The 19,256-nt window shown below is 72.6% G+C and carries 21 protein-coding genes; 16 read left to right on the top strand and 5 right to left on the bottom strand.

The window, feature by feature from the left end:
• From EES42_RS19155 to EES42_RS19145, 3 genes are all read left to right on the top strand, one after another.
• On the top strand, nt 1-675 hold the full coding sequence (locus tag EES42_RS19155) for an ABC transporter permease (protein WP_124719488.1): 675 nt from the start codon (nt 1-3) through the stop codon (nt 673-675).
• Nucleotides 676-715: 40 nt separating this feature from the next.
• Entirely contained in the window at nt 716-1,702 is a 987-nt protein-coding gene (locus EES42_RS19150) for an ABC transporter substrate-binding protein (RefSeq protein ID WP_124719487.1), read from the top strand.
• A 116-nt stretch (nt 1,703-1,818) separates the two neighbouring features.
• On the top strand, nt 1,819-2,835 hold the full coding sequence (locus EES42_RS19145) for a hypothetical protein (RefSeq protein WP_206433517.1): 1,017 nt from the start codon (nt 1,819-1,821) through the stop codon (nt 2,833-2,835).
• A gap of 62 nt (nt 2,836-2,897) precedes the next feature.
• Here the strand turns inward: EES42_RS19145 and EES42_RS19140 are convergent, their stop codons facing one another.
• Both EES42_RS19140 and EES42_RS19135 read right to left on the bottom strand, forming a co-directional pair.
• Nucleotides 2,898-4,040 carry an NADH-quinone oxidoreductase subunit D gene (locus EES42_RS19140; RefSeq protein WP_124719486.1) on the bottom strand — a complete coding sequence of 381 codons (1,143 nt, stop codon included), beginning with the start codon at nt 4,038-4,040 and terminating at the stop codon, nt 2,898-2,900.
• 60 nt (nt 4,041-4,100) lie between these two features.
• A complete protein-coding gene (locus EES42_RS19135; protein WP_124719485.1) occupies nt 4,101-5,081 on the bottom strand; it encodes an SAM-dependent methyltransferase in 981 nt (326 codons plus the stop codon).
• A 96-nt stretch (nt 5,082-5,177) separates the two neighbouring features.
• On the opposite strand from EES42_RS19135, the gene EES42_RS19130 reads away from it, so the two are divergent.
• Together EES42_RS19130 and EES42_RS19125 are read left to right on the top strand one after the other, a co-directional pair.
• Nucleotides 5,178-6,380 (top strand): sensor histidine kinase, encoded by a 1,203-nt coding sequence (locus tag EES42_RS19130; RefSeq protein WP_124719484.1) that lies wholly within the window; start codon nt 5,178-5,180, stop codon nt 6,378-6,380.
• Between the two features lie 135 nt (nt 6,381-6,515).
• Entirely contained in the window at nt 6,516-7,190 is a 675-nt protein-coding gene (locus EES42_RS19125; RefSeq protein ID WP_124719483.1) for a response regulator, read from the top strand.
• A 43-nt stretch (nt 7,191-7,233) separates the two neighbouring features.
• On the opposite strand, the gene EES42_RS19120 is transcribed toward EES42_RS19125, so the two are convergent.
• Complete coding sequence (locus EES42_RS19120) at nt 7,234-8,334, bottom strand: DUF5937 family protein (protein ID WP_124720129.1); 1,101 nt, start codon at nt 8,332-8,334, stop codon at nt 7,234-7,236.
• A 105-nt stretch (nt 8,335-8,439) separates the two neighbouring features.
• Between EES42_RS19120 and EES42_RS19115 the strand changes: the two genes are divergently transcribed.
• Nucleotides 8,440-8,718: a hypothetical protein gene (locus EES42_RS19115; protein WP_124719482.1), complete on the top strand. Its 279-nt coding sequence runs from the start codon at nt 8,440-8,442 to the stop codon at nt 8,716-8,718.
• Between the two features lie 53 nt (nt 8,719-8,771).
• Here the strand turns inward: EES42_RS19115 and EES42_RS19110 are convergent, their stop codons facing one another.
• Nucleotides 8,772-10,046, bottom strand: a complete 1,275-nt coding sequence (locus EES42_RS19110; protein WP_124719481.1) for a threonine aldolase family protein — start codon at nt 10,044-10,046, stop codon at nt 8,772-8,774.
• A gap of 191 nt (nt 10,047-10,237) precedes the next feature.
• Between EES42_RS19110 and EES42_RS19105 the strand changes: the two genes are divergently transcribed.
• The 10 genes from EES42_RS19105 to EES42_RS19060 all read left to right on the top strand — a co-directional run bounded on the left by EES42_RS19105 (nt 10,238) and on the right by EES42_RS19060 (nt 18,533).
• Nucleotides 10,238-11,194, top strand: coding sequence for a Rossmann-like and DUF2520 domain-containing protein (locus tag EES42_RS19105; protein WP_124719480.1), 957 nt, complete (start codon nt 10,238-10,240; stop codon nt 11,192-11,194).
• Nucleotides 11,191-12,339, top strand: coding sequence for a pantoate--beta-alanine ligase (panC, locus tag EES42_RS19100; RefSeq protein WP_124719479.1), 1,149 nt, complete (start codon nt 11,191-11,193; stop codon nt 12,337-12,339). The genes EES42_RS19105 and panC overlap by 4 nt, the downstream gene beginning before the upstream one ends.
• Nucleotides 12,336-14,078: an L-aspartate oxidase gene (locus tag EES42_RS19095; RefSeq protein ID WP_124719478.1), complete on the top strand. Its 1,743-nt coding sequence runs from the start codon at nt 12,336-12,338 to the stop codon at nt 14,076-14,078. The genes panC and EES42_RS19095 overlap by 4 nt, the downstream gene beginning before the upstream one ends.
• Before the next feature lie 2 nt (nt 14,079-14,080).
• Entirely contained in the window at nt 14,081-15,118 is a 1,038-nt protein-coding gene (nadC, locus tag EES42_RS19090) for a carboxylating nicotinate-nucleotide diphosphorylase (RefSeq protein ID WP_124719477.1), read from the top strand.
• Complete coding sequence (locus tag EES42_RS19085; protein ID WP_124719476.1) at nt 15,118-15,915, top strand: type III pantothenate kinase; 798 nt, start codon at nt 15,118-15,120, stop codon at nt 15,913-15,915. Before nadC ends, EES42_RS19085 begins: the two co-directional genes overlap by 1 nt.
• Before the next feature lie 138 nt (nt 15,916-16,053).
• Entirely contained in the window at nt 16,054-16,635 is a 582-nt protein-coding gene (locus EES42_RS19080; RefSeq protein WP_124720128.1) for a hypothetical protein, read from the top strand.
• A 48-nt stretch (nt 16,636-16,683) separates the two neighbouring features.
• The gene (locus EES42_RS19075; RefSeq protein WP_124719475.1) at nt 16,684-16,863 is read left to right on the top strand and encodes a hypothetical protein; all 180 of its coding nucleotides are present in this window, start codon (nt 16,684-16,686) and stop codon (nt 16,861-16,863) included.
• A gap of 108 nt (nt 16,864-16,971) precedes the next feature.
• Nucleotides 16,972-17,460, top strand: a complete 489-nt coding sequence (locus tag EES42_RS19070) for a BlaI/MecI/CopY family transcriptional regulator (RefSeq protein ID WP_124719474.1) — start codon at nt 16,972-16,974, stop codon at nt 17,458-17,460.
• Nucleotides 17,461-17,469: 9 nt separating this feature from the next.
• Nucleotides 17,470-18,027 carry an amino-acid N-acetyltransferase gene (locus tag EES42_RS19065; RefSeq protein WP_124719473.1) on the top strand — a complete coding sequence of 186 codons (558 nt, stop codon included), beginning with the start codon at nt 17,470-17,472 and terminating at the stop codon, nt 18,025-18,027.
• 170 nt (nt 18,028-18,197) lie between these two features.
• Entirely contained in the window at nt 18,198-18,533 is a 336-nt protein-coding gene (locus EES42_RS19060; protein ID WP_124719472.1) for a histone-like nucleoid-structuring protein Lsr2, read from the top strand.
• On the opposite strand, the gene EES42_RS19055 is transcribed toward EES42_RS19060, so the two are convergent.
• Nucleotides 18,512-19,117 (bottom strand): SCO3374 family protein, encoded by a 606-nt coding sequence (locus EES42_RS19055; protein WP_124719471.1) that lies wholly within the window; start codon nt 19,115-19,117, stop codon nt 18,512-18,514. The genes EES42_RS19060 and EES42_RS19055 overlap by 22 nt on opposite strands.
• Between the last annotated feature and the right edge of the window lie 139 nt (nt 19,118-19,256).

Raw genomic sequence — 19,256 nt, 5'->3', positions numbered from 1 at the left:
ATGGGAGTTCTCGGCGAGGCCTGGACCTGGCTCACCACCGGCGCCAACTGGTCGGGGGAGAGCGGGGCGGCCCACCGGCTCGGTGAGCATCTGTACGTCAGCGGTGTCTCGCTCGCCCTGGCCTGCGCGATCGCGCTGCCGGTCGCGCTGTACCTGGGGCACATCGGGAAGGGCGGCGCGCTGGCCGTCAACCTCTCCAACGTGGGGCGGGCGGTCCCGGTCTTCGCGGTGCTGGCCCTCTTCATGGTCTCGCCGCTGCGCAACGCCGGATATGTGCCGACGGTCATCGCGCTGGTGCTGTTCGCCGTGCCACCGCTGCTGACCAACGCCTACGTCGGGATGACGGAGGTCGACCGGTCGGTGACGGAGGCGGCGCGGGGCATGGGGATGTCCGGAGGGCAGCTCTTCGTACGGGTCGAGCTTCCGCTCGCCTACCCGATGATCATGACCGGGCTGCGTTCCGCCGCCGTCCAGGTGGTCGCCACGGCGACGATCGCCGCGATGGTCGGCCAGGGCGGCCTCGGCCGGATCATCACCGCCGGGTTCAACACGTACAACACACCGCAGGTGGTCGCGGGGGCGGTGCTGGTCGCCGTGCTCGCGCTGCTGGTGGAGGCGGTGCTGGTGGGCCTGGACCGGCTGCTGTCACCGCTGCGCCGCCGCCGGACGGCATGACGGCTGCATGGCAGCTACGCCACATGAAACGGAGAACAGAATGAGCAAGACCTCGCGCATAGCCGGCGCGGTCATCGGCATGGTCGCGCTGGCCGGCTCGCTCGCCGCCTGCGGCGGCGACAGCCTGGAGAAGGACAAGGACAAGTCGGGCTCGGCGTCCTCCGGAGCGGGCTCCGGCAAGAAGGGCTCGCTCGTCGTCGGCGCCGCCTCCTTCACCGAGTCCAAGGTGCTCGCGGAGCTGTACGCGCAGATCCTGGGCGACGCCGGATACAGCACCTCGATCACCACGGTGGCGAACCGGGAACTGTACGAGCCGTCGCTGGAGAAGGGCGAGATCGATGTCGTCCCGGAATACGCCGCGACGATCGCCGAATTCCTCAATGCCAAGGTGAACGGCGCGAAGAAGGCCGAGAAGGCGCCGGTCGCCTCCGGTGACACGGCGGCCACGGTCGCCGCGCTGGAGAAGCTCGCCACCCCGCGCGGACTGAAGGTGCTCCCGGCCGGTGCGGCCGTCGACCAGAACGCCTTCGCGGTGACGAAGGAATTCGCCGCGAAGAACAAGCTCAAGACCCTTTCCGACCTCGGCAGGTCGAAGGTCGCGGTGAAGATCGCGGCAGGTGACGAGTGCGAGGTGCGGCCGTTCTGCGCACCGGGTCTGAAGAAGACGTACGGCATCGATGTCACCGGAATCGACCCCAAGGGAGTCGGTACGCCGCAGTCCAAGCAGGCGGTCAAGGACGGCAAGGACCAGTTGGTCCTCACCACCACCACGGACGCGGTGCTGGACGGCTACGGCCTGGTGTTCCTGGAGGACGACAAGAAGCTCCAGAACGCCGACAACGTGCTGCCGGTCCTCAATGCCGAGGACGCCGGTTCGCAGGACATCGCCGACGCGCTCGGCAAGCTCACCAAGGCGCTCACCACCGAAGATCTCGCGGAACTGAACCGCAAGGTCGACGCGGAGCGCGCAAAGCCCGCGGATGTGGCCAAGGAGTATCTGCGCTCGAAGGGCCTCGTCCAGAAGTAGGAAATCAGGGGGAAAGGGGCCGTCGGGCAGGAGAATGGGGGCCGTCAGGTAACCGGGAGGGAACAGATTGCCGGGCGGCCCCCCAAGTGCCCCGTACACACGGTAAATTTCAGGCCATGCCACGTGGACGCCATCGCCATTCGCCACCTCTGCACAGAATCCTTCCGTCGTCGGCAGTCGTCGGAGTCTCGGTCCTCTGTGCCGGAAGCACCTGGCTGCTCGCCGAGCCCCTGGTCCTGCGCGGTCTGGCGGCAGCCGCCGCGGCCGCCGCCGTGACCGGCGCGTATCTGATGCGCAGCTGGGACCGGGAGGCCGGCCGCCGGGTCGCGGAGCTGACCCGGGCCCGGGCCAGCGACGAATGGCGGGCCGAGGAGCGGATCGCCGAGCTGGAGTCCGACCTGGAGGAGTCGCGGGAGCTGCGCACCCGGCTGGAGACGAAGCTGCGCCGCAAGCGCGTGGAGCTCGCCAACCTGCGCGGCGAGCACGCCGCCCTGCTGCGCCGGTACGCCACCGCCGAGACCGAGCGGGCCAGCGCCCTGGAGGGCCGCAGGCAGCTCGCGCTCGAAGCCGCCGCCACGCCCCGGGAGCTGCCCGCCGCCCGCTCCACCCCGACGCCGGCCGCCTATCTGCGTGCCGCCCAGGCGCTGGAGGACCTCTCCCGCAACGGGGCGCTCCAGGAGGCGCGCCGCACCGCCGAGCAGGCCAGGAAGCGTGATCTCGCGGAGCGGTCCCGGGAGGCGGAGGAGCAGCGGGGCAGGCACGCCGCGGCCGAGGACCGGACCGGCGCGCAGCACCTGCGTCCGCCGGCCGCCCTGCCCGCGCCCCGGCAGTCCGCCGCGCTGCCCCCGGCACGCACCGCACCGGCCTCCACCGCCGTCGCCCCGTACGCGGCGTCCCGCCGCCATCCGGTGCCGCAGGGCAGCTTCGACTTCTTCGGTACGCAGAAGGCGGCGCGGGCCGCGATCGAGTCCGTGCAGAACGAGGACCTCGCCGACGTGGTGGGCGAGGAGGCGCTCGCCGCGCACCGCACCGGCAAGGCCGAGAACCGGGCCGTCGGCGAGGTCATCGACCTGACCGCGCACGACGAGACCGAGCAGCTGGACGTGGCGGAGCTGCGCAGCGCGATCTCGTAGCGGGCCGGTCGCCGTCCCGGGCCCCGGGGCGGCGGCCGGCCCGGGCCCCGGGACGGCGGCCGCTACTTGTCGATGTCGCCGACGACGAAGAAGAGCGAGCCCAGGATCGCCACCATGTCGGCGACCAGTGTGCCCGGCAGCAGCTCGGTGAGCGCCTGGATGTTGTTGTACGAGGCGGAGCGGAGCTTCAGCCGGTACGGGGTCTTCTCGCCCTTGGACACCAGGTAGTAGCCGTTGACGCCGAGCGGGTTCTCGGTCCAGGCGTAGGTGTGGCCCTCGGGGGCCTTCAGCACCTTGGGCAGCCGCTGGTTGATCGGGCCGGGCGCCAGGTCGGCCATCCGGTCCAGGCAGGCGTCCGCGAGGTCCAGGGCGTTGTGCGTCTGTTCCAGCAGGCATTCGAAGCGGGCCAGGCAGTCGCCCTCGGTGCGGGTGACCACCTTCAGGGTGTCCTGGAGCTCCCCGTACGCCAGGTACGGCTCGTCGCGCCGCAGATCGAAGTCGACGCCCGAGGCGCGGGCGATCGGCCCGGACACCCCGTACGCGTGCACGGCCTCGGCGGACAGTACGCCGACGCCGCGGGTGCGGCCCCGGAAGATCTCGTTGCCGAGCACCAGGTCGTCGTAGACGTCCATCCGGGACCGGACCGAGGCGACGGCGTCCCGGGCGCGGCCGAGCCAGCCCGCCGGCAGGTCCTCCTTGAGGCCGCCGACCCGGTTGAACATGTAGTGCATCCGGCCGCCGGAGACCTCCTCCATCACGGCCTGGAGCTCCTCGCGCTCGCGGAAGGCGTAGAACACCGGGGTGATCCCGCCGAGTTCGAGCGGGTACGAACCGAGGAACATCAGATGGTTCAGGACCCGGTTCAGCTCGGCGAGCAGGGTGCGGGTCCAGACCGCGCGCTCCGGGACCTCCATGCCGAGCATGCGTTCCACGGCCATCACGACGCCCAGCTCGTTGGAGAACGCCGACAGCCAGTCGTGGCGGTTGGCGAGCATCACGATCTGCCGGTAGTCGCGGGCCTCGAACAGCTTCTCCGCGCCGCGGTGCATGTAGCCGATGACCGGCTCGGCGTGCCGGATGCGCTCGCCGTCCAGGACGATGCGCAGTCGGAGCACGCCATGGGTGGAGGGGTGCTGCGGGCCGATGTTGAGCACCATGTCGGTGCTCTCCGCCGCGCCGCCGATGCCGACCGTCGTCTCCGTCATGCGGCCAGTATCGCGTGAACGCGCCGGGGTTCCGATCCCAGGGCCCGGGGCGCCCGTCGTTCAGCCGCTGCGCTGCATCAGCCAGCCGAAGTCGCCGAGGCCGCCCCGGGCCGTCAGCTCCGCCGCCTCGCCCGCCGAGGCGAGCGCCCGTACGTAGCCGGCCGGGTCGGCCGACGCCAGGGCCAGGGGCGGGCGTCCGCCGCTGACGCCGAGGCGGTGCAGCGCCTCGCGCTGGCTCAGCAGCTCGGGCGGCGCACCGGCGAAGGACCCGGCCGCGGCGCAGGCGTCCAGCGCCACGTGCGAGGTGAGGTCGCAGCTGCCGTCCGGCACCGGCCGGACCTCGCGGCCTCCCCGGAAGCCGGTCAGGGTGCCGAACGGGGGCCGGGCGTCGCGCACATGGGCGTAGTCCACCGCCACGGCCAGCCCCCCGGCCACCGTGGACACCGCCCGCGCCCAGGCCTCGTCGCGGGGGCGGCCGATCTCCGCGCGGGAGCCCGGACCGGCCGACGGCCACCAGCGGCGCAGCCACTCGGCGTCCGCCCCGGTCACCGGCTCGCCCAGCCGCTCGGTGCCGTCCTGCGCCCGGACCAGGACGTACCGGTCGACGCCGTCCGGGCCGGTCTCGGCGACCTCGGTCGGGACGTTGTCCAGCCACTCGTTGGCGAACAGCAGCCCGTACGTCCGCGGCGGCGGTTCGGCGCACCACTCGATCCGGGGGTCCAGGCCGGGCGGACGGCCGGCGCGTTCCACGGCGTACGCCCTTACGTCGAGGCCGTCGCCGCCCGCCGCCGGCAGAGCGGCCAGCACCCCTGTCAGCAGCTCGCCCCGGCCGGCGCCCACGTCCACCAGGTCGACCGAGCCGGTGCCCAGTTCGTGTGCCGTCTTGACCAGCAGCCGGGCGACGGCGGAGGCGAAGAGCGGGGACGCGTGGACGGAGGTACGGAAGTGGCCCGCCGGCCCTTCGGGGCTCCGGTAGAACCCCCCGTCCCCGTACAAAGCGGTCTCCGCCGCCACCTGCCACCCACGCCACTCATCCGTCACCTGTCCAAGTCTCCACCTTGGGGAGTACGGTCCCCCGAGCCGGATCGGCCCTTCGGCTGACCCGGGCGCCCCTCGCCTGTCCCTACGCTGGGTCACGTGCAGCGCCTCTACGACTTCATCCGCAGACACCCGACGGGCGTCGACTGCTTCTGGGCCGTCGTCCTCCTCGGGCTCTCCGGCCTGTCCATGGTGGGTGGCCCGGCGAGCGGACTGGAGCGCGTCGCCGCCGTTCCGATCACCCTCGGCCTCTGTGTCGTCGTGGCGTTGCGCCGGCGCGCACCGGAGAAGATGCTGCTGCTCGCCATCGCGATGGGGGTGGCGCAGCTGGTGACCGGTTTCGGGCCCGGCGTCATGAACTTCGCGATGCTGGTGATCGTCTTCACCGTGGCCACCGTCGGGGAGCGCTGGGCGTCCCGGCTGGCGCTGGTCTGCAGTCTGTGCGCGGCGGGCCTGTCCAAGCTGCGCTGGCAGAACGAGATGCCGGACACCGGGTGGCCGGAGCAGGTCTTCATCGTCGTCGTGCTGACCGTGCCGTTCGTGCTCGCCTGGGTGCTCGGCGACTCGATGCGGACCAGGCGTGCCTACTTCAGCCAGCTGGAAGAGCGCGCCGCCCGGCTGGAGCGGGAGCGCGAGGCGCAGTCGAAGGTCGCGGTGGCGGCCGAGCGGGCCCGGATCGCCCGCGAGCTCCACGATGTCGTCGCGCACAACGTGTCGGTGATGGTGGTGCAGGCCGACGGCGCGGCGTACGTCATGGACGCCGCACCCGACCAGGCCCGGCAGGCACTGGAGACCATCTCCAGCACCGGCAGGCAGGCGCTCGCCGAGATGCGGCGGCTGCTCGGGGTGTTGCGGACGGGCGATGCGCAGGAGAGCGGGGAGTACGTCCCGCAGCCGGACGTGGACCAGATCGAGGACCTGATCGAGCAGGTCAGGCAGACCGGCCTGGCCGTCGACTTCAAGGTCGAGGGCACCCCGCGCCCGCTGCCCAGCGGGGTCGAGCTGACCGCGTACCGCATCGTGCAGGAGGCCCTGACCAACACCCGCAAGCACGGCGGTCCCGACGCGGGGGCCAGCGTGCGTCTGGTCTACTTCGACGACGGGCTCGGGCTGCTGGTCGAGGACGACGGCCGGGGCGCGGCGCACGAACTGTACGAGGACGGCGGCGCAGACGGCGCGGGCCACGGAATGATCGGGATGCGCGAGCGGGTCGGCATGGTCGGCGGCACGCTGGACGCCGGGCCGCGCCCCGGCGGCGGCTTCCGGATCAGCGCGCTGCTGCCGCTCAAGCCGGCCCACTAGGGCCTGGTTCTTCGGAATCGCCACAGGACAGAACCTCGGACTTCGGACCTCGGACTTCGGACCTCGGAGCTCGGACCTCGGACTTGCAGGGCAGAACTTCGGATCTGCAGGAACAGACAGGAGACAGGACACCTCATGGCCATCCGCGTGATGCTCGTCGACGACCAGGTGCTGCTGCGCACCGGATTCCGGATGGTGCTCGCCGCCCAGCCGGACATGGAGGTCGTGGCCGAGGCGGGCGACGGCGCGGAGGCGATCGAGAACCTCCGCTCCACCGCCGTCGATGTGGTGCTGATGGACGTACGGATGCCGAGGCTGGACGGTGTCGAGGCCACCCGGCGGATGTGCGCGGAGCCGGACGCGCCCAAGGTGCTCATCCTGACCACGTTCGACCTCGACGAGTACGCCTTCTCCGGGCTGAAGGCCGGGGCCAGCGGCTTCATGCTCAAGGACGTGCCGCCCGCCGAGCTGCTCGCCGCCATCCGCTCCGTGCACAGCGGGGACGCCGTCGTCGCCCCGTCCACCACCCGCAGGCTGCTCGACCGCTTCTCCCCGATGCTGCCGAGCGGCAACAGCGAACCGCAGCACAAGGACATCGCCCGGCTCACCGAACGCGAGCGCGAGGTGATGCTGCTGGTCGCCCAGGGCCTGTCGAACGGCGAGATCGCGGCGCGCCTGGTGCTCTCCGAGGCGACCGTGAAGACGCACGTGGGCCGCATCCTCACCAAGCTGAGTCTGCGCGACCGGGTGCAGGTCGTGGTTCTCGCGTACGAGACGGGCATGGTCCGGGCCGGCGGCGGCTCCGTCTGACCGGGGCGGCCCGGGGGTTCAGCCGACCGGGGGGCCCGGCGGTTCAGCGCAGGATGCCTTCGAGGAAGTCGCTGCCGAGCCGTGCCACCGAGGTCAGGTCCAGCTGGTGCAGTACGTACCGGCCGCGCCGCCGGGTGTTGACCAGGCCCGCCTTCTTCAGCACCGCGAGATGCCGGGAGACCTCGGGCGCCGTGATGCCGTGCGTGTCGGCGAGCTGGCCGGTGGTGTGCGGGGAACGGGCGAGGTGGCGGCAGAGCCGCATCCGCATCGGGTGGGCCAGCGCCTCCATGCGCAGCTGGAGCAGCTCCACGGAGGCGGGCGAGGGCAGCTCGGGCTGGTGCACCGGGTAGTGGATCACCGGGCGCCAGCCCGGCGCGTGCAGCAGGTTGAGGTGCGGCCAGCCGAAGGTGGACGGGATCAGGGTGAGCCCGGGGCCGACGGCGCTGGTCCGGCCCTCGCTCAGTTTGTCGGCGCTGATCCTGGTCCCGGCCTCGTCGACGGTCAGCGCCGTGGACACCGCGCCCATCGCCTCGCCGATCCCCTTGCGCCGCAGCAGATCGTTCTTGTGCCGGGCGTCGGCCGCCAGCTGGACCTGCACCCGGCGCCAGGTGTCCGCGAAGAACGCCCGCTCGCAGTCCTCGAACAGGCGCCGCACCCAGCGGCGCACGGGCGCCGGATCGGTCAGCAGCTGCTGGGCGAACTCCACCTGCCGGGGGCCGCGCGCCGCCGCCATCTCCAGGGCGCGGGCGCGCATCGTCGGATCGGTGAGCGGGGAGGGCGCGCCGAGCCCGTAGAAGCTGGTGCAGGTGAATTCCAGGGCGGCGGCGACGAACCGCTCGTCGTCCAGCCGGTCGAGGATGTCGAGGTCCTCGGCTAGGTTGGCGCCCGTCCTGCCGTTGCCGCGGCGGACCCCGGCGAACGGCATGAAGACGTCCGAGAACGTGTGGCGCCACAGGAAATCGGCCTCGTGCAGCCGGTCGGCGAGGTCCGGCTCCAGCGCGCTGGAGGTCGCCGTCGCCCAGCCGTGCAGGCCCGGGTGGTGTCCCGGCTCGGAGAGGGCATGCAGGGCCAGCCCCAGCTCGGCGAGGGGGGAGGTCTCGAAGACGATGCGGTCGGGACTCAGCCCGGCGATGTCGATGTGCACGCTCACCCCTCCATAGTGCGGGGTGCCAGCGAAAGGCCCGGCGCCATTTGACGGGGCTCGTCAATCGGCGGGCGGGGCCGGCCGGGACCGGCCCACGCTGAGGCCATGGACGCCATTCAGCAGCACATGATCGACAGCTATCGCGCGGCCCAGCGGGGCGAGCTGCCGCCGCCACTGCCGGGCCGGCACGACTGGGGTGTGGTGCGCGAGGCCCGCGAACGGCGCCGCTTCGAAGCGGTGATCGCGGGCCGCCCGGCGTACGGCCGCCGGTGGGCGGCGCTCCGCTCCCTGCTCGGGAAGCTCGGGAGGTCCGGGAGATCCGGGAGGCCCGGGAAGTCCGGGAAGTCCGGGAAGCTCGGGAAGTGCCGCCCGTCCGGTGCCTGAGTACGGCACCGAACCCGCGCCGCGCGACAGTCCTCGGACCAGCCGCTCCGTCCTCAGACCAGCCGCTCCATGAACTCCCGCACCGCGTCCCGTACGTCGTCGGCGGTCCACTGCAGCCCCTCACGTCCCACCGTCATCTCGGTGAACGACGTCCCGGGCGGTCCGGCGGCCGCGGGGTACCACTTGCGGAAGAGGGAGACGCCCGTCTCCTCCGCCTGCCGCACCGCCGCCTCCGTGAGGACGTCCGCCCCGTACGGCAGCCACACCTGGAACTGGTGCGTGTGCGGCGGCTCCGGATGCACCCGGAACCAAGGGGCGCCGGCCGCCGAGAAGCCCTCGGCCAGTGCCCCGGCCACCACCTTGGCCTGTGCCACGTACGAAGGCAGCTGCGGCAGCTCCTGATCGAGGCCGATCAGGGCCGCGAGCGCCGCCGGGAACTGCTGGAAGAGCTGCCCGCCGTAACGGTGGCGCCAGGTGCGGGCCTCCTCGATCAGCGAGGCGGGACCGGCCAGCGCGGCGCCGGAGAGGCCGCCGAGGGTCTTGTAGAACGACACGTACACGCTGTCCGCGAGCGCCGCGATCTCCGGCAGCTCCCGCCCGAAGTGGGGGGCGCACTCCCACAGCCGCGCGCCGTCGATGTGCACCACCGCATCGCGCTCCCGGGCGGCCGCCACCACGTCCTGGAGCTCCTCCCACGTCGGCAGGACGAAACCGGCGTCGCGCAACGGCAGCTCCAGCATCAGCGTGCCGAACGGCTCCTCGAAGTCGCGGATCTCCTGCGCCGTGGGCAGCCGGGGCGCGGAGGTCGGGTGGACGGTGCGCAGCCCGCTCACCGCCCCCAGCGCGCCGCGCTCGTGGACCTCGGGGTGGGCGAGCGGGTGCAGTGCCACCGTGGGGTTGCCGGTCCGCCCGGCCCAGCACCGCAGCGCGACCTGCTGCGCCATCGTCCCGGTCGGGAAGAACGCGGCGGCCTCCGTGCCCAGCAGGCCAGCGATCCGTTCCTCCAGCTCGGCGACGACGCCGTCGCCGTAGATGTCCGCGGGGCGGTCGAGATCGGTGACGGCCCCGGCCCCGGCCGCCAGCGCGGTCAGCCGCTCACCGAGCGAGAGGTTCATGGGCGCCCGGATCAGGACCCGTTCGGCCGCGGCCCAGGCGTTGATCCTGCGCAGCCGCTGCGCGTCCTCCTGATCCCCCTCCTCCTGATTCCCCTGCTCTTCCTGATCCTCCGGTGATGTCTGATCCTCCGGTGATGCCTGATCCCCCGGTGATGCCTGATCCTCCGGTGCTGCCGACTGCGACTGCCCGTCCGTGTCTGCTGTGTCTGCCATGGGACGATCATCACGCAGCGTGCGGCCCGGACCCGCACGATTTACGGGCGCTCCCGGCCCGGGGCCGCGCGCCCCCGCCCGGACTTTTCCCACAGGCTGTGGACAGCCGGGGGCCCGGACGAAACGCTGGCGTAGCATGCAGAGAAATCGTCCGGTACCCCCCGCGGACTGGAACGGAAGGCCGCCGCCGCGTGAATGCAACAGCCCCCCATGACCCCCTCGAAGCGAGGGACCGCCCCGCCCGCCTCACGGTCGGCGTCGTGGGCGCGGGCCGTGTCGGCCCCGCTCTCGCCGCGTCGCTCCAGCTCGCCGGGCACCGGCCGGTCGCCGTCTCCGGTGTCTCCGACGCGTCCGTGCGCCGGGCCGCCGCACTGCTGCCCGACGTACCGCTGGTGCCGCCCGCCGAGGTCCTCGCGCGCGCCGAGCTGGTGCTGCTGACCGTCCCGGACGACGCCCTGCCCGGGCTGGTGGAGGGCCTCGCCGAGACCGGCGCGGTGCGGCCGGGACAGCTGCTCGTCCACACCTCGGGGCGGTACGGGACACGGGTCCTGGACCCGGCGCGGCGGGCAGGTGCACTCCCGCTCGCGCTGCACCCCGCGATGACGTTCACCGGCACCTCCGTCGACGTCCAGCGGCTGGCCGGCTGCTCCTTCGGCGTGACCGCCCCCGAGGAGCTGCGGCTGGCCGCCGAGGCGCTGGTCATCGAGATGGGCGGCGAGCCCGAGTGGATCGCCGAGGAGTCCCGTCCGCTCTACCACGCGGCGCTGGCGCTGGGCGCGAACCACCTGGTCACCCTGGTCGCCCAGTCGATGGAGCTGCTGCGTACGGCCGGGGTCACCGCCCCCGACCGGATGCTCGGCCCCCTCCTCGGCGCCGCCCTCGACAACGCCCTGCGCTCCGGCGACGCCGCGCTGACCGGCCCGGTGGCCCGCGGTGACGCGGGCACGGTCGCCGCGCACATCGGCGAGCTGCGCAGGCACGCCCCGCAGACCGTGGCCGGATACGTCGCGATGGCCCGCGCCACCGCCGACCGCGCCCTCGCCCACGGCATGCTCAAGCCGGAGCTGGCCGAGGACCTGCTCGGGGTCCTGGCCGACGGCACCGGCCCCGGCACCACGGACGGCACCGGATCACAGGAGCCCCGATGACCGACACGACCGGCACCCCCCGCCCGGGTACGCCCGACGCCTCCCGCTCCGGCACGTCCGACGCTTCCCCCGCCGACACGCCCGGCACGCCCGGCACGCCCCGCCCCGGCACCACGCCCGGCACCCCCCGCCCCACCGCCCCGCCCGCGGCCGCCCTGCTCCGTACCGCCGCCGAGCTCGGCGCGTCCGCCGCGCTCAAGGGGACGCGGGCCGTCGTCATGACCATGGGCGCCCTGCACGAGGGCCACGCCACCCTGATCCGCGCCGCCCGCGCGGCGGCGGGCCCCGACGGCCAGGTGGTCGTCACCGTCTTCGTCAACCCGCTCCAGTTCGGCGAGGCCGCCGACCTGGACCGCTACCCCCGCACACTCGACGCCGACCTCGCCGTGGCGGCCGCCGCCGGGGCGGACGCGGTCTTCGCGCCGTCCGTCGACGAGGTCTACCCCGGCGGCGAACCGCAGGTCCGGATCTCGGCCGGGCCCATGGGCGAGCGGCTCGAAGGGGCATCGCGCCCCGGACACTTCGACGGCATGCTCACCGTCGTCGCCAAGCTCCTCCACCTCACCCGCCCCGACGTCGCGTTCTTCGGGCAGAAGGACGCCCAGCAGCTGGCGCTGATCCGCCGCATGGTGCGCGATCTGAACTTCCCGGTGGAGATCGCCGGCGTGGAGACGGTCCGCGAGCCGGACGGCCTCGCGCTCTCCAGCCGCAACCGCTTCCTGGACGCCGAGGAGCGGCACACCGCCCTCGCCCTGTCCAAGGCCCTGTTCGCCGCCCGCGACCGGCTCGCCGCCCAGCAGGCGCTGCACGCCCGCGCACAGACCACCTCGGCCACCACCGGCCGGGCCGCCGCGCTCACCGCGCTCGGCGAGGCCCGCGCCGCCGCCGACACCCAGGCGGTGGCCCTGGCCCGCCCGGTCGACGGGCCCTCGGCGGTACGGGCCGCCGCGCTGCTGATCCTCGACGACGCGGCGGCGGCACAGCCCCCGCTCGTCCTGGACTACCTGGCGCTGGTGGACCCGGCCGACTTCACCGAGGTCCCCGACGACCGCACCACCGGCGAGGCGATCCTCGCCGTCGCCGCGCGGGTCGGCAAGACCCGCCTCATCGACAACATCCCGCTGACCTTCGGAGCCACCACGTGACCGGAATACGGCTGACCGCCCCCGCCCCCGGCTGGTCCATCGACGCCGACGTCGTGGTGGTCGGCTCCGGCGTGGCCGGTCTCACCACCGCACTGCGCTGCGCGGCCGCCGGCCTCGCCACCGTCGTCGTCACCAAGGCCCGGCTCGACGACGGCTCCACCCGCTGGGCGCAGGGCGGCATCGCGGCCGCCCTCGGCGAGGGCGACACCCCCGAGCAGCACCTGGACGACACCCTGGTCGCGGGCGCCGGCCTGTGCGACGAGGCGGCGGTCCGGATGCTGGTCACCGAGGGCCCCGGCGCCGTACGCCGGCTGATCGGGACCGGCGCCCACTTCGACACCACGGACAGCGGCGACATCGCGCTGACCCGTGAGGGCGGCCACCACCGCCGCCGCATCGCCCACGCGGGCGGCGACGCCACGGGCGCCGAGATCTCCCGGGCCCTGGTCGAGGCGGTCCGCGAGGCCGCCCTGCACACCGTGGAGAACGCGCTCGTCCTGGACCTCCTCACCGACGCCGAAGGGCGTACCGCGGGCGTCACGCTGCACGTCATGGGCGAGGGCCAGCACGACGGCGTCGGCGCGGTCCGCGCCCCCGCGGTGGTCCTGGCCACCGGCGGCATGGGCCAGGTGTTCTCCGCCACCACCAACCCGGCGGTCTCCACCGGCGACGGCGTGGCGCTGGCGCTGCGCGCCGGGGCCGAGGTCTCCGACCTGGAATTCGTCCAGTTCCACCCGACGGTCCTCTTCCTCGGCGCCGGCTCCGAGGGCCAGCAGCCGCTGGTGTCGGAGGCGGTGCGGGGCGAGGGCGCCCATCTCGTCGACGCGTCCGGCACCCGCTTCATGCTGGGGCAGCACGAGCTGGCCGAGCTGGCCCCGCGCGACATCGTCGCCAAGGCCATCACCCGGCAGATGGAACTGCACGGCACCGGGCACATGTACCTCGACGCCCGCCACTTCGGCGCCGAGATGTGGGAGCAGCGCTTCCCCACGATCCTGGCGGCCTGCCGGGCCCACGGCATCGACCCGATCACCGAACCGATCCCGGTCGCCCCCGCCGCGCACTACGCCTCCGGCGGCATCCGCACCGACCTGCGCGGACGTACCACGGTGCCCGGCCTGTACGCCTGCGGCGAGGTCGCCTGCACCGGTGTGCACGGCGCGAACCGGCTGGCGTCCAACTCCCTCCTGGAGGGCCTCGTCTTCGCCGAGCGCATCGCGGCGGACATCGTCGAGGAGCGGCCCGGCGCGGGCCCCGCCGAAGCCGGCGACCACCGCGCGCCGTCCCCGCTGATCGCCCCGGAGGCCCGGTCCACGATCCAGCGGATCATGACCCGGGGCGCCGGAGTGCTGCGCTCCGCGGAGAGCCTGGCCACCGCCGCCGACGAGCTGGAGGCCCTGCACAACAGCGCCGCGCTGGCCGTGGAGGCGGACGAGCCCAAGGTCGCGGTGCCCGGCGTCGAGGCGTGGGAGGTCACCAACCTGCTGCTCGTCTCGCGCGTCCTGGTCGCCGCCGCCCGGCAGCGCGAGGAGACCCGCGGCTGCCACTGGCGCGAGGACCGGCCCGAACGCGACGACGAGAACTGGCGCCGCCACCTCGTCGTACGGCTCACCCCGGAGCGCCGTCCCGTCCTCCGTCGGACGGAGACCGAGGCATTCGGGCCCGTAGGCCCCGCGCAGGCACCAGACTGCGCAGCAGCACCCCCCACCCACCCCGCCGACGTCACCGAGGAGCCGTAACCGTGAGCACGCCCGAAGAGAATCCGCGCCCCACACCCGTGGACGTACCGCTGGTCCGGATCGGCGCGCCCGCACCGTCCGAGGGAGGCTGCGGGGACGGCTGCGGCTGCGGCGGGGACTACGAGCTCGACGCGCTGGAGTGCGGCCTCGACCCGGCCCTCGCCCAGCTCCTCGCCGACGCGGGCCTGGACCCGGTCCAGGTCGAGGACGTCGCGCACGTCGCCATCGCGGAGGACCTGGACGGCGGGGTGGACGTCACCACCGTCGCGACCGTCGCCGAGGACGCCGTGGCCACCGGTGACTTCACCGCCCGCGAGGCGGGCGTCGTGGCCGGTCTGCGCATCGCCGAGGCCGTCCTGTCCATCGTCTGCACGGATGAGTTCGCGGTCGAGCGGCACGTCGAGGACGGCGACCGGGTCGCCCCCGGCCAGAAGCTGCTGACCGTCACCACCCGCACCCGCGACCTGCTCACCGGCGAGCGCGGCGCGCTCAACCTGCTGTGCCGGCTCTCCGGCATCGCGACCGCCACCCGCGCCTGGGCCGACGTGCTCGAAGGCACCGGGGCCAAGGTCCGCGACACCCGCAAGACCACCCCGGGCCTGCGCGCCATGGAGAAGTACGCGGTGCGCTGCGGCGGCGGCGTCAACCACCGGATGTCGCTGTCGGACGCGGCGCTGGTCAAGGACAACCACGTCATCGCCGCGGGCGGGGTCGCCGAGGCCTTCAAGCGGGTACGGGACGAGTTCCCGGACGTACCGATCGAGGTCGAGGTCGACACCCTCCAGCAGGTCCGCGAGGTGCTCGACGCGGGCGCCGACCTGATCCTGCTGGACAACTTCACCCCGATCCAGACCGCCGAGGCGGTCGCGCTCGTCGGCGGCCGCGCGGTCCTGGAGTCCTCGGGCCGGCTGTCCCTGGACTCCGCCCGCGCCTACGCCGAGGCGGGCGTCGACTACCTGGCCGTCGGCGCGCTCACCCACTCCTCGCCGATCCTCGACATCGGCCTGGACTTCCGCGACACCGACGGGGCCGGCGCCTGATGCTGCTCACCATCGACGTCGGCAACACCCACACCGTCCTCGGCCTGTTCGACGGCGAGGAGATCGTCGAGCACTGGCGGATCTCCACCGACGCCCGCCGCACCGCCGACGAGCTGGCCGTGCTGCTCCAGGGCCTGATGGGCATGCACCCGCTGCTCGGCATGGAGCTGGGCGACGGCATCGAGGGCATCGCGATCTGCTCCACGGTCCCGGCCGTCCTGCACGAGCTGCGCGAGGTGACCCGCCGCTACTACGGCGACGTCCCCGCGGTCCTCGTCGAGCCGGGCATCAAGACCGGGGTGCCGATCCTGATGGACAACCCGAAGGAGGTCGGCACGGACCGCATCATCAACGCGGCCGCAGCCGCCGACCTGTACGGCGGTCCGGCGATCGTCGTCGACTTCGGCACGGCCACCACCTTCGACGCGGTCTCCGCCCGGGGCGAGTACACCGGCGGTGTCATCGCCCCCGGCATCGAGATCTCGGTCGAGGCGCTCGGCGTCAAGGGCGCCCAGCTGCGCAAGATCGAGCTGGCCCGGCCGCGCAGCGTGATCGGCAAGAACACGGTCGAGGCGATGCAGTCGGGCATCATCTACGGCTTCGCCGGCCAGGTCGACGGCGTCGTGGCCCGGATGAAGAAGGAGCTGGCGGCCGACCCGGAGGACGTCACCGTCATCGCGACGGGCGGCCTTGCGCCGATGGTGTTGGGGGAGTCCTCCGTGATCGACGAGCACGAGCCCTGGCTCACCCTGATCGGACTGCGCCTGGTGTACGAGCGGAACGTGTCCCGGATGTAGCGGACACGGGCCGTACCTGCGGGAACGGCTCGCGGCGGCGGGGCCCGCCGCCGCGCCGCCGACGGCCAGTTAAGCCGATTTTGTCCATTTAGCACGTATTGTCGCTTCATGCCCACGCCATACGGATCACGCGGCGGCATGGCGTTCAGCGCGGACGAGCTGCGTGTGCTCCGACGCACCCTCGCCATCGCCCTCCACCCCATGCCCCTGCCGGACGAGGACGTCCAGGACTGCCTGCGGCTGGCCGGCGCCGTGGACGAGGCGGTCGGCGAGGCGGGACGGCTGCGCGCGTTCCTCCTCGCCGACCTCGTCCGCTACCGCAACGCCCTCCCCGGCTCCGTCAGCGGCTACCTGGAACTGCTCCAGGACGCTCTGGCGGGCGGATACGACCCCGGCCCCGACGACCTCGCCGCACTGCGGGCGCTGCGCCACAGGCCGGTGGCCGCGGCGCTCCTGGAGCGCTGTCAGGTGCTCGCCGAGCGGTCGGTACGCGCCCGCCTCGCCGGACGCGCCGTGCCGGCGAAGGCCCCCGCGCCGCGCAGCAGGCTGCTCGCCCTGCCCGGTGGCCGGGCCGCCGAAGCGGAACCCGAACGGCCCAAGGCCCCGGCGGAACCCGCCCGGCCCACTCGCCCGGCCGGACGCCCCGCGCCGAAGCCCTCGGAGGTCTTCCCGCCCCGCCGCCGCCCGGTCCCGCCGCCGCAGCAGCGCGCCGCGGGATAGCGGAGGGGTGGCGCGAGGGCCCGTACCGGCCTCGCTACTCTGGACGGCATGGACTACGTATCCGCGCTCGTTCCCCCCGTGGTGATGGCCGTCTTCTTCATCGGTCTCGTCGTGACGATCGTCAAGAGCCAGGGCGGTCCCAACAAGGCCAAGGAGGACGCGGCCGTGGATCTGGCGATCGGTCGCGCCGAGTCGGTCCAGCAGGCCCCGCGCGCCGACGGCGCCTGATCCGGCACCCCGCAGTACACGAAGGGCGCACGGCTCCCGAGGAGCCGTGCGCCCTTTTGCCTGATCAATAAACCGGTCATTCAAGGCATGTGGCACTAAAGTGACATTGTGCCCCGCCAATTGGGAGATCTGGAAGACGCCGTGATGACACGGGTCTGGCAATGGAACCGTCCGGTCACCGTGCGGGAAGTCCTTGAGGACCTTCAGCAGGAACGCTCCATCGCCTACACCACCGTCATGACGGTAATGGACAATCTCCATCAGAAGGGCTGGGTGCGCAGGGAAGTCGACGGCCGCGCATATAGATATACGGCGGTCTCCACTCGCGCCGCCTACTCGGCCGCACTGATGAACGAAGCCTGGTCGCGCAGTGACAACCCGGCGGCCGCTCTTGTCGCCTTCTTCGGCATGATGTCCGCCGAGCAGCGCGAAGCCCTCCAGGACGCCATGCGGATCGTTCAGCCCAACCTCTCCGCGACCTCCGAGCCGCAGTCCGGCGAACCGGCCGGCGAGCCCGTCGGCGCGGCAAGCGACGAAGCAACCGGCGAAGCGGCCGAAGATCCGGCCGATGGGGCGGGCCCGGAGGCCGGGCGATAGCGTCGGGGTATGTCCTCAGAGCTTCCGCATGCCGATTCCCGTACCGAACCGCCGGCCATAAACACGGCCATCACAGTCCGACGGGCCAGGACCAGCGATGTGGCATCGGTCCGCCGTCTCCTCGACGGGTACGTACGCGAAGGCATCCTGCTCGACAAAGCGACCGTGACGCTTTACGAGGACATCCAGGAGTTCTGGATCGCGGAACGCGACGAGGACGCCCGGGTCATCGGCTGCGGCGCACTGCACGTGATGTGGGAAGACCTCGCCGAAGTACGTACTCTCGCCGTCGACCACAGCATCAGGGGGGCCGGAGCCGGCCATCAAGTGCTGGACAAGTTGTTGCAGACCGCCCGCTGGCTGGGCGTGCGACGGGTTTTCTGTCTCACCTTCGAAGTCGACTTCTTCGCGAAGCACGGCTTCGTGGAGATCGGAGAGACACCGGTCGACGGAGATGTCTACAGTGAGCTGCTGCGTTCCTATGACGAGGGTGTAGCAGAGTTCCTGGGTCTCGAACGAGTGAAGCCGAACACCTTGGGCAACAGCCGGATGCTTCTGCATCTGTGACCGCGATCTGTGACCGTGATCTGTGGCTGTCACAAGAAACCGGAGCCCTATGTCCGAATCGCGCATGTTTCCCGCGTTCCCGCGATCCTGAACCTCTCCCGGGGGTTTGTGTTTTCCGGGGAAAAGCGGTTTCCTTTCCGCGTACTGCATTTTCGATGAAAGGGAATCCAGTGGCACAGAAGGTTCAGGTCCTTCTTGTCGATGACCTCGACGGCGGCGAGGCGGACGAGACGGTCACGTTCGCTCTCGATGGCAAGACGTACGAGATTGACCTCACGACGAGCAACGCGGACAAGCTCCGTGGTCTTCTTGAGCCGTACACCAAGGGTGGCCGGCGTACGGGTGGCCGCGCCGCGTCCGGCCGTGGCAAGGGTCGCGCCGTTGCGGGTGGCAACAAGGACACTGCCGAGATCCGTAAGTGGGCCCGCGAGAACGGCCACAATGTGAATGACCGTGGCCGTGTACCCGCGGAGATCCGTGACCTTTACGAGAAGGCCAACGGCTGAGCTGTCGACCCATCCGTCGACGGCCCCGTTCGGGCACGCATCAACCGGGCCCGGTGGCATTCCGTAGCCACCGCGTCCACCAGCCGTACGAGATCGGGAGCACCCCCACCCCTGCTCCCGAGGCCGGCGAGGGCCGGGAATTCCGACCCTTCCTCGTGTCGAAGCCCGGGGGGCCGCAGCCATGCAGCGGTCCCCGGCCGGCCCGCCATCCGTCCGGGCGGCACCGGTGCGGTGATCCGGCCGCCCGCGCCGATGGCGGTCAGCGAGAGGGCGACACCGCCCCACTCCAGCCAGTCGAGCAGCCCGGGAAGTTCGTCGGCGCTCCCCACCGCGACCAGCAGGCTCATCCGCGCCCCCGACAGCGCCACGGGCCCCGTGCGGTCCAGCCGCCGCAGCGCCGCGTGACCGGCGGCCGCGGGAACCTGGAGCACGTCGAACCGCAGCCCGGTCAGCAACCGCACCGGTGCGGTCCCCGCCGTCGCCCAGCCGAGTTCGCGTTCGTACCACTGCGCCCAGCGGGCACAGTCGCCGCTCTCCCGCTCGCCGGTGACCGATGGCGCGGGGTACGGGACGGTGATGGCCATGCCGGAAGAACGGCCCGGACGCCCCCGGGGTTACGCAGAGTCCGCGGGCGGGTGCGCGATGTGTCCGGGATGGGCGTGTAGGGGCGTATTCGGGAGCGTCAATATGTTCGCCCGTAGCGGAGGGAACCGGTGCGCGCCG

This window comes from Streptomyces sp. ADI95-17, from assembly GCF_003846175.1.
GTDB lineage: Bacteria > Actinomycetota > Actinomycetes > Streptomycetales > Streptomycetaceae > Streptomyces > Streptomyces sanglieri.
Note: the sequence above shows the minus strand (reverse complement) of the source record. Positions and strands in the feature narration are given on the sequence as shown.

Coding starts and splice junctions, on each gene's coding strand:
- EES42_RS19085 (WP_124719476.1), top strand. CDS start 15,118: ATGCTGCTCACCATCGACGTCGGCAACACCCACACCGTCCTCGGCCTG.
- EES42_RS19065 (WP_124719473.1), top strand. CDS start 17,470: ATGTCCTCAGAGCTTCCGCATGCCGATTCCCGTACCGAACCGCCGGCC.
- EES42_RS19055 (WP_124719471.1), bottom strand. CDS start 19,117: ATGGCCATCACCGTCCCGTACCCCGCGCCATCGGTCACCGGCGAGCGG.
- EES42_RS19115 (WP_124719482.1), top strand. CDS start 8,440: ATGGACGCCATTCAGCAGCACATGATCGACAGCTATCGCGCGGCCCAG.
- EES42_RS19155 (WP_124719488.1), top strand. CDS start 1: ATGGGAGTTCTCGGCGAGGCCTGGACCTGGCTCACCACCGGCGCCAAC.
- EES42_RS19080 (WP_124720128.1), top strand. CDS start 16,054: ATGGCGTTCAGCGCGGACGAGCTGCGTGTGCTCCGACGCACCCTCGCC.
- EES42_RS19075 (WP_124719475.1), top strand. CDS start 16,684: ATGGACTACGTATCCGCGCTCGTTCCCCCCGTGGTGATGGCCGTCTTC.
- EES42_RS19110 (WP_124719481.1), bottom strand. CDS start 10,046: ATGGCAGACACAGCAGACACGGACGGGCAGTCGCAGTCGGCAGCACCG.
- EES42_RS19140 (WP_124719486.1), bottom strand. CDS start 4,040: ATGACGGAGACGACGGTCGGCATCGGCGGCGCGGCGGAGAGCACCGAC.
- panC (WP_124719479.1), top strand. CDS start 11,191: ATGACCGACACGACCGGCACCCCCCGCCCGGGTACGCCCGACGCCTCC.
- EES42_RS19145 (WP_206433517.1), top strand. CDS start 1,819: ATGCCACGTGGACGCCATCGCCATTCGCCACCTCTGCACAGAATCCTT.
- EES42_RS19125 (WP_124719483.1), top strand. CDS start 6,516: ATGGCCATCCGCGTGATGCTCGTCGACGACCAGGTGCTGCTGCGCACC.
- EES42_RS19150 (WP_124719487.1), top strand. CDS start 716: ATGAGCAAGACCTCGCGCATAGCCGGCGCGGTCATCGGCATGGTCGCG.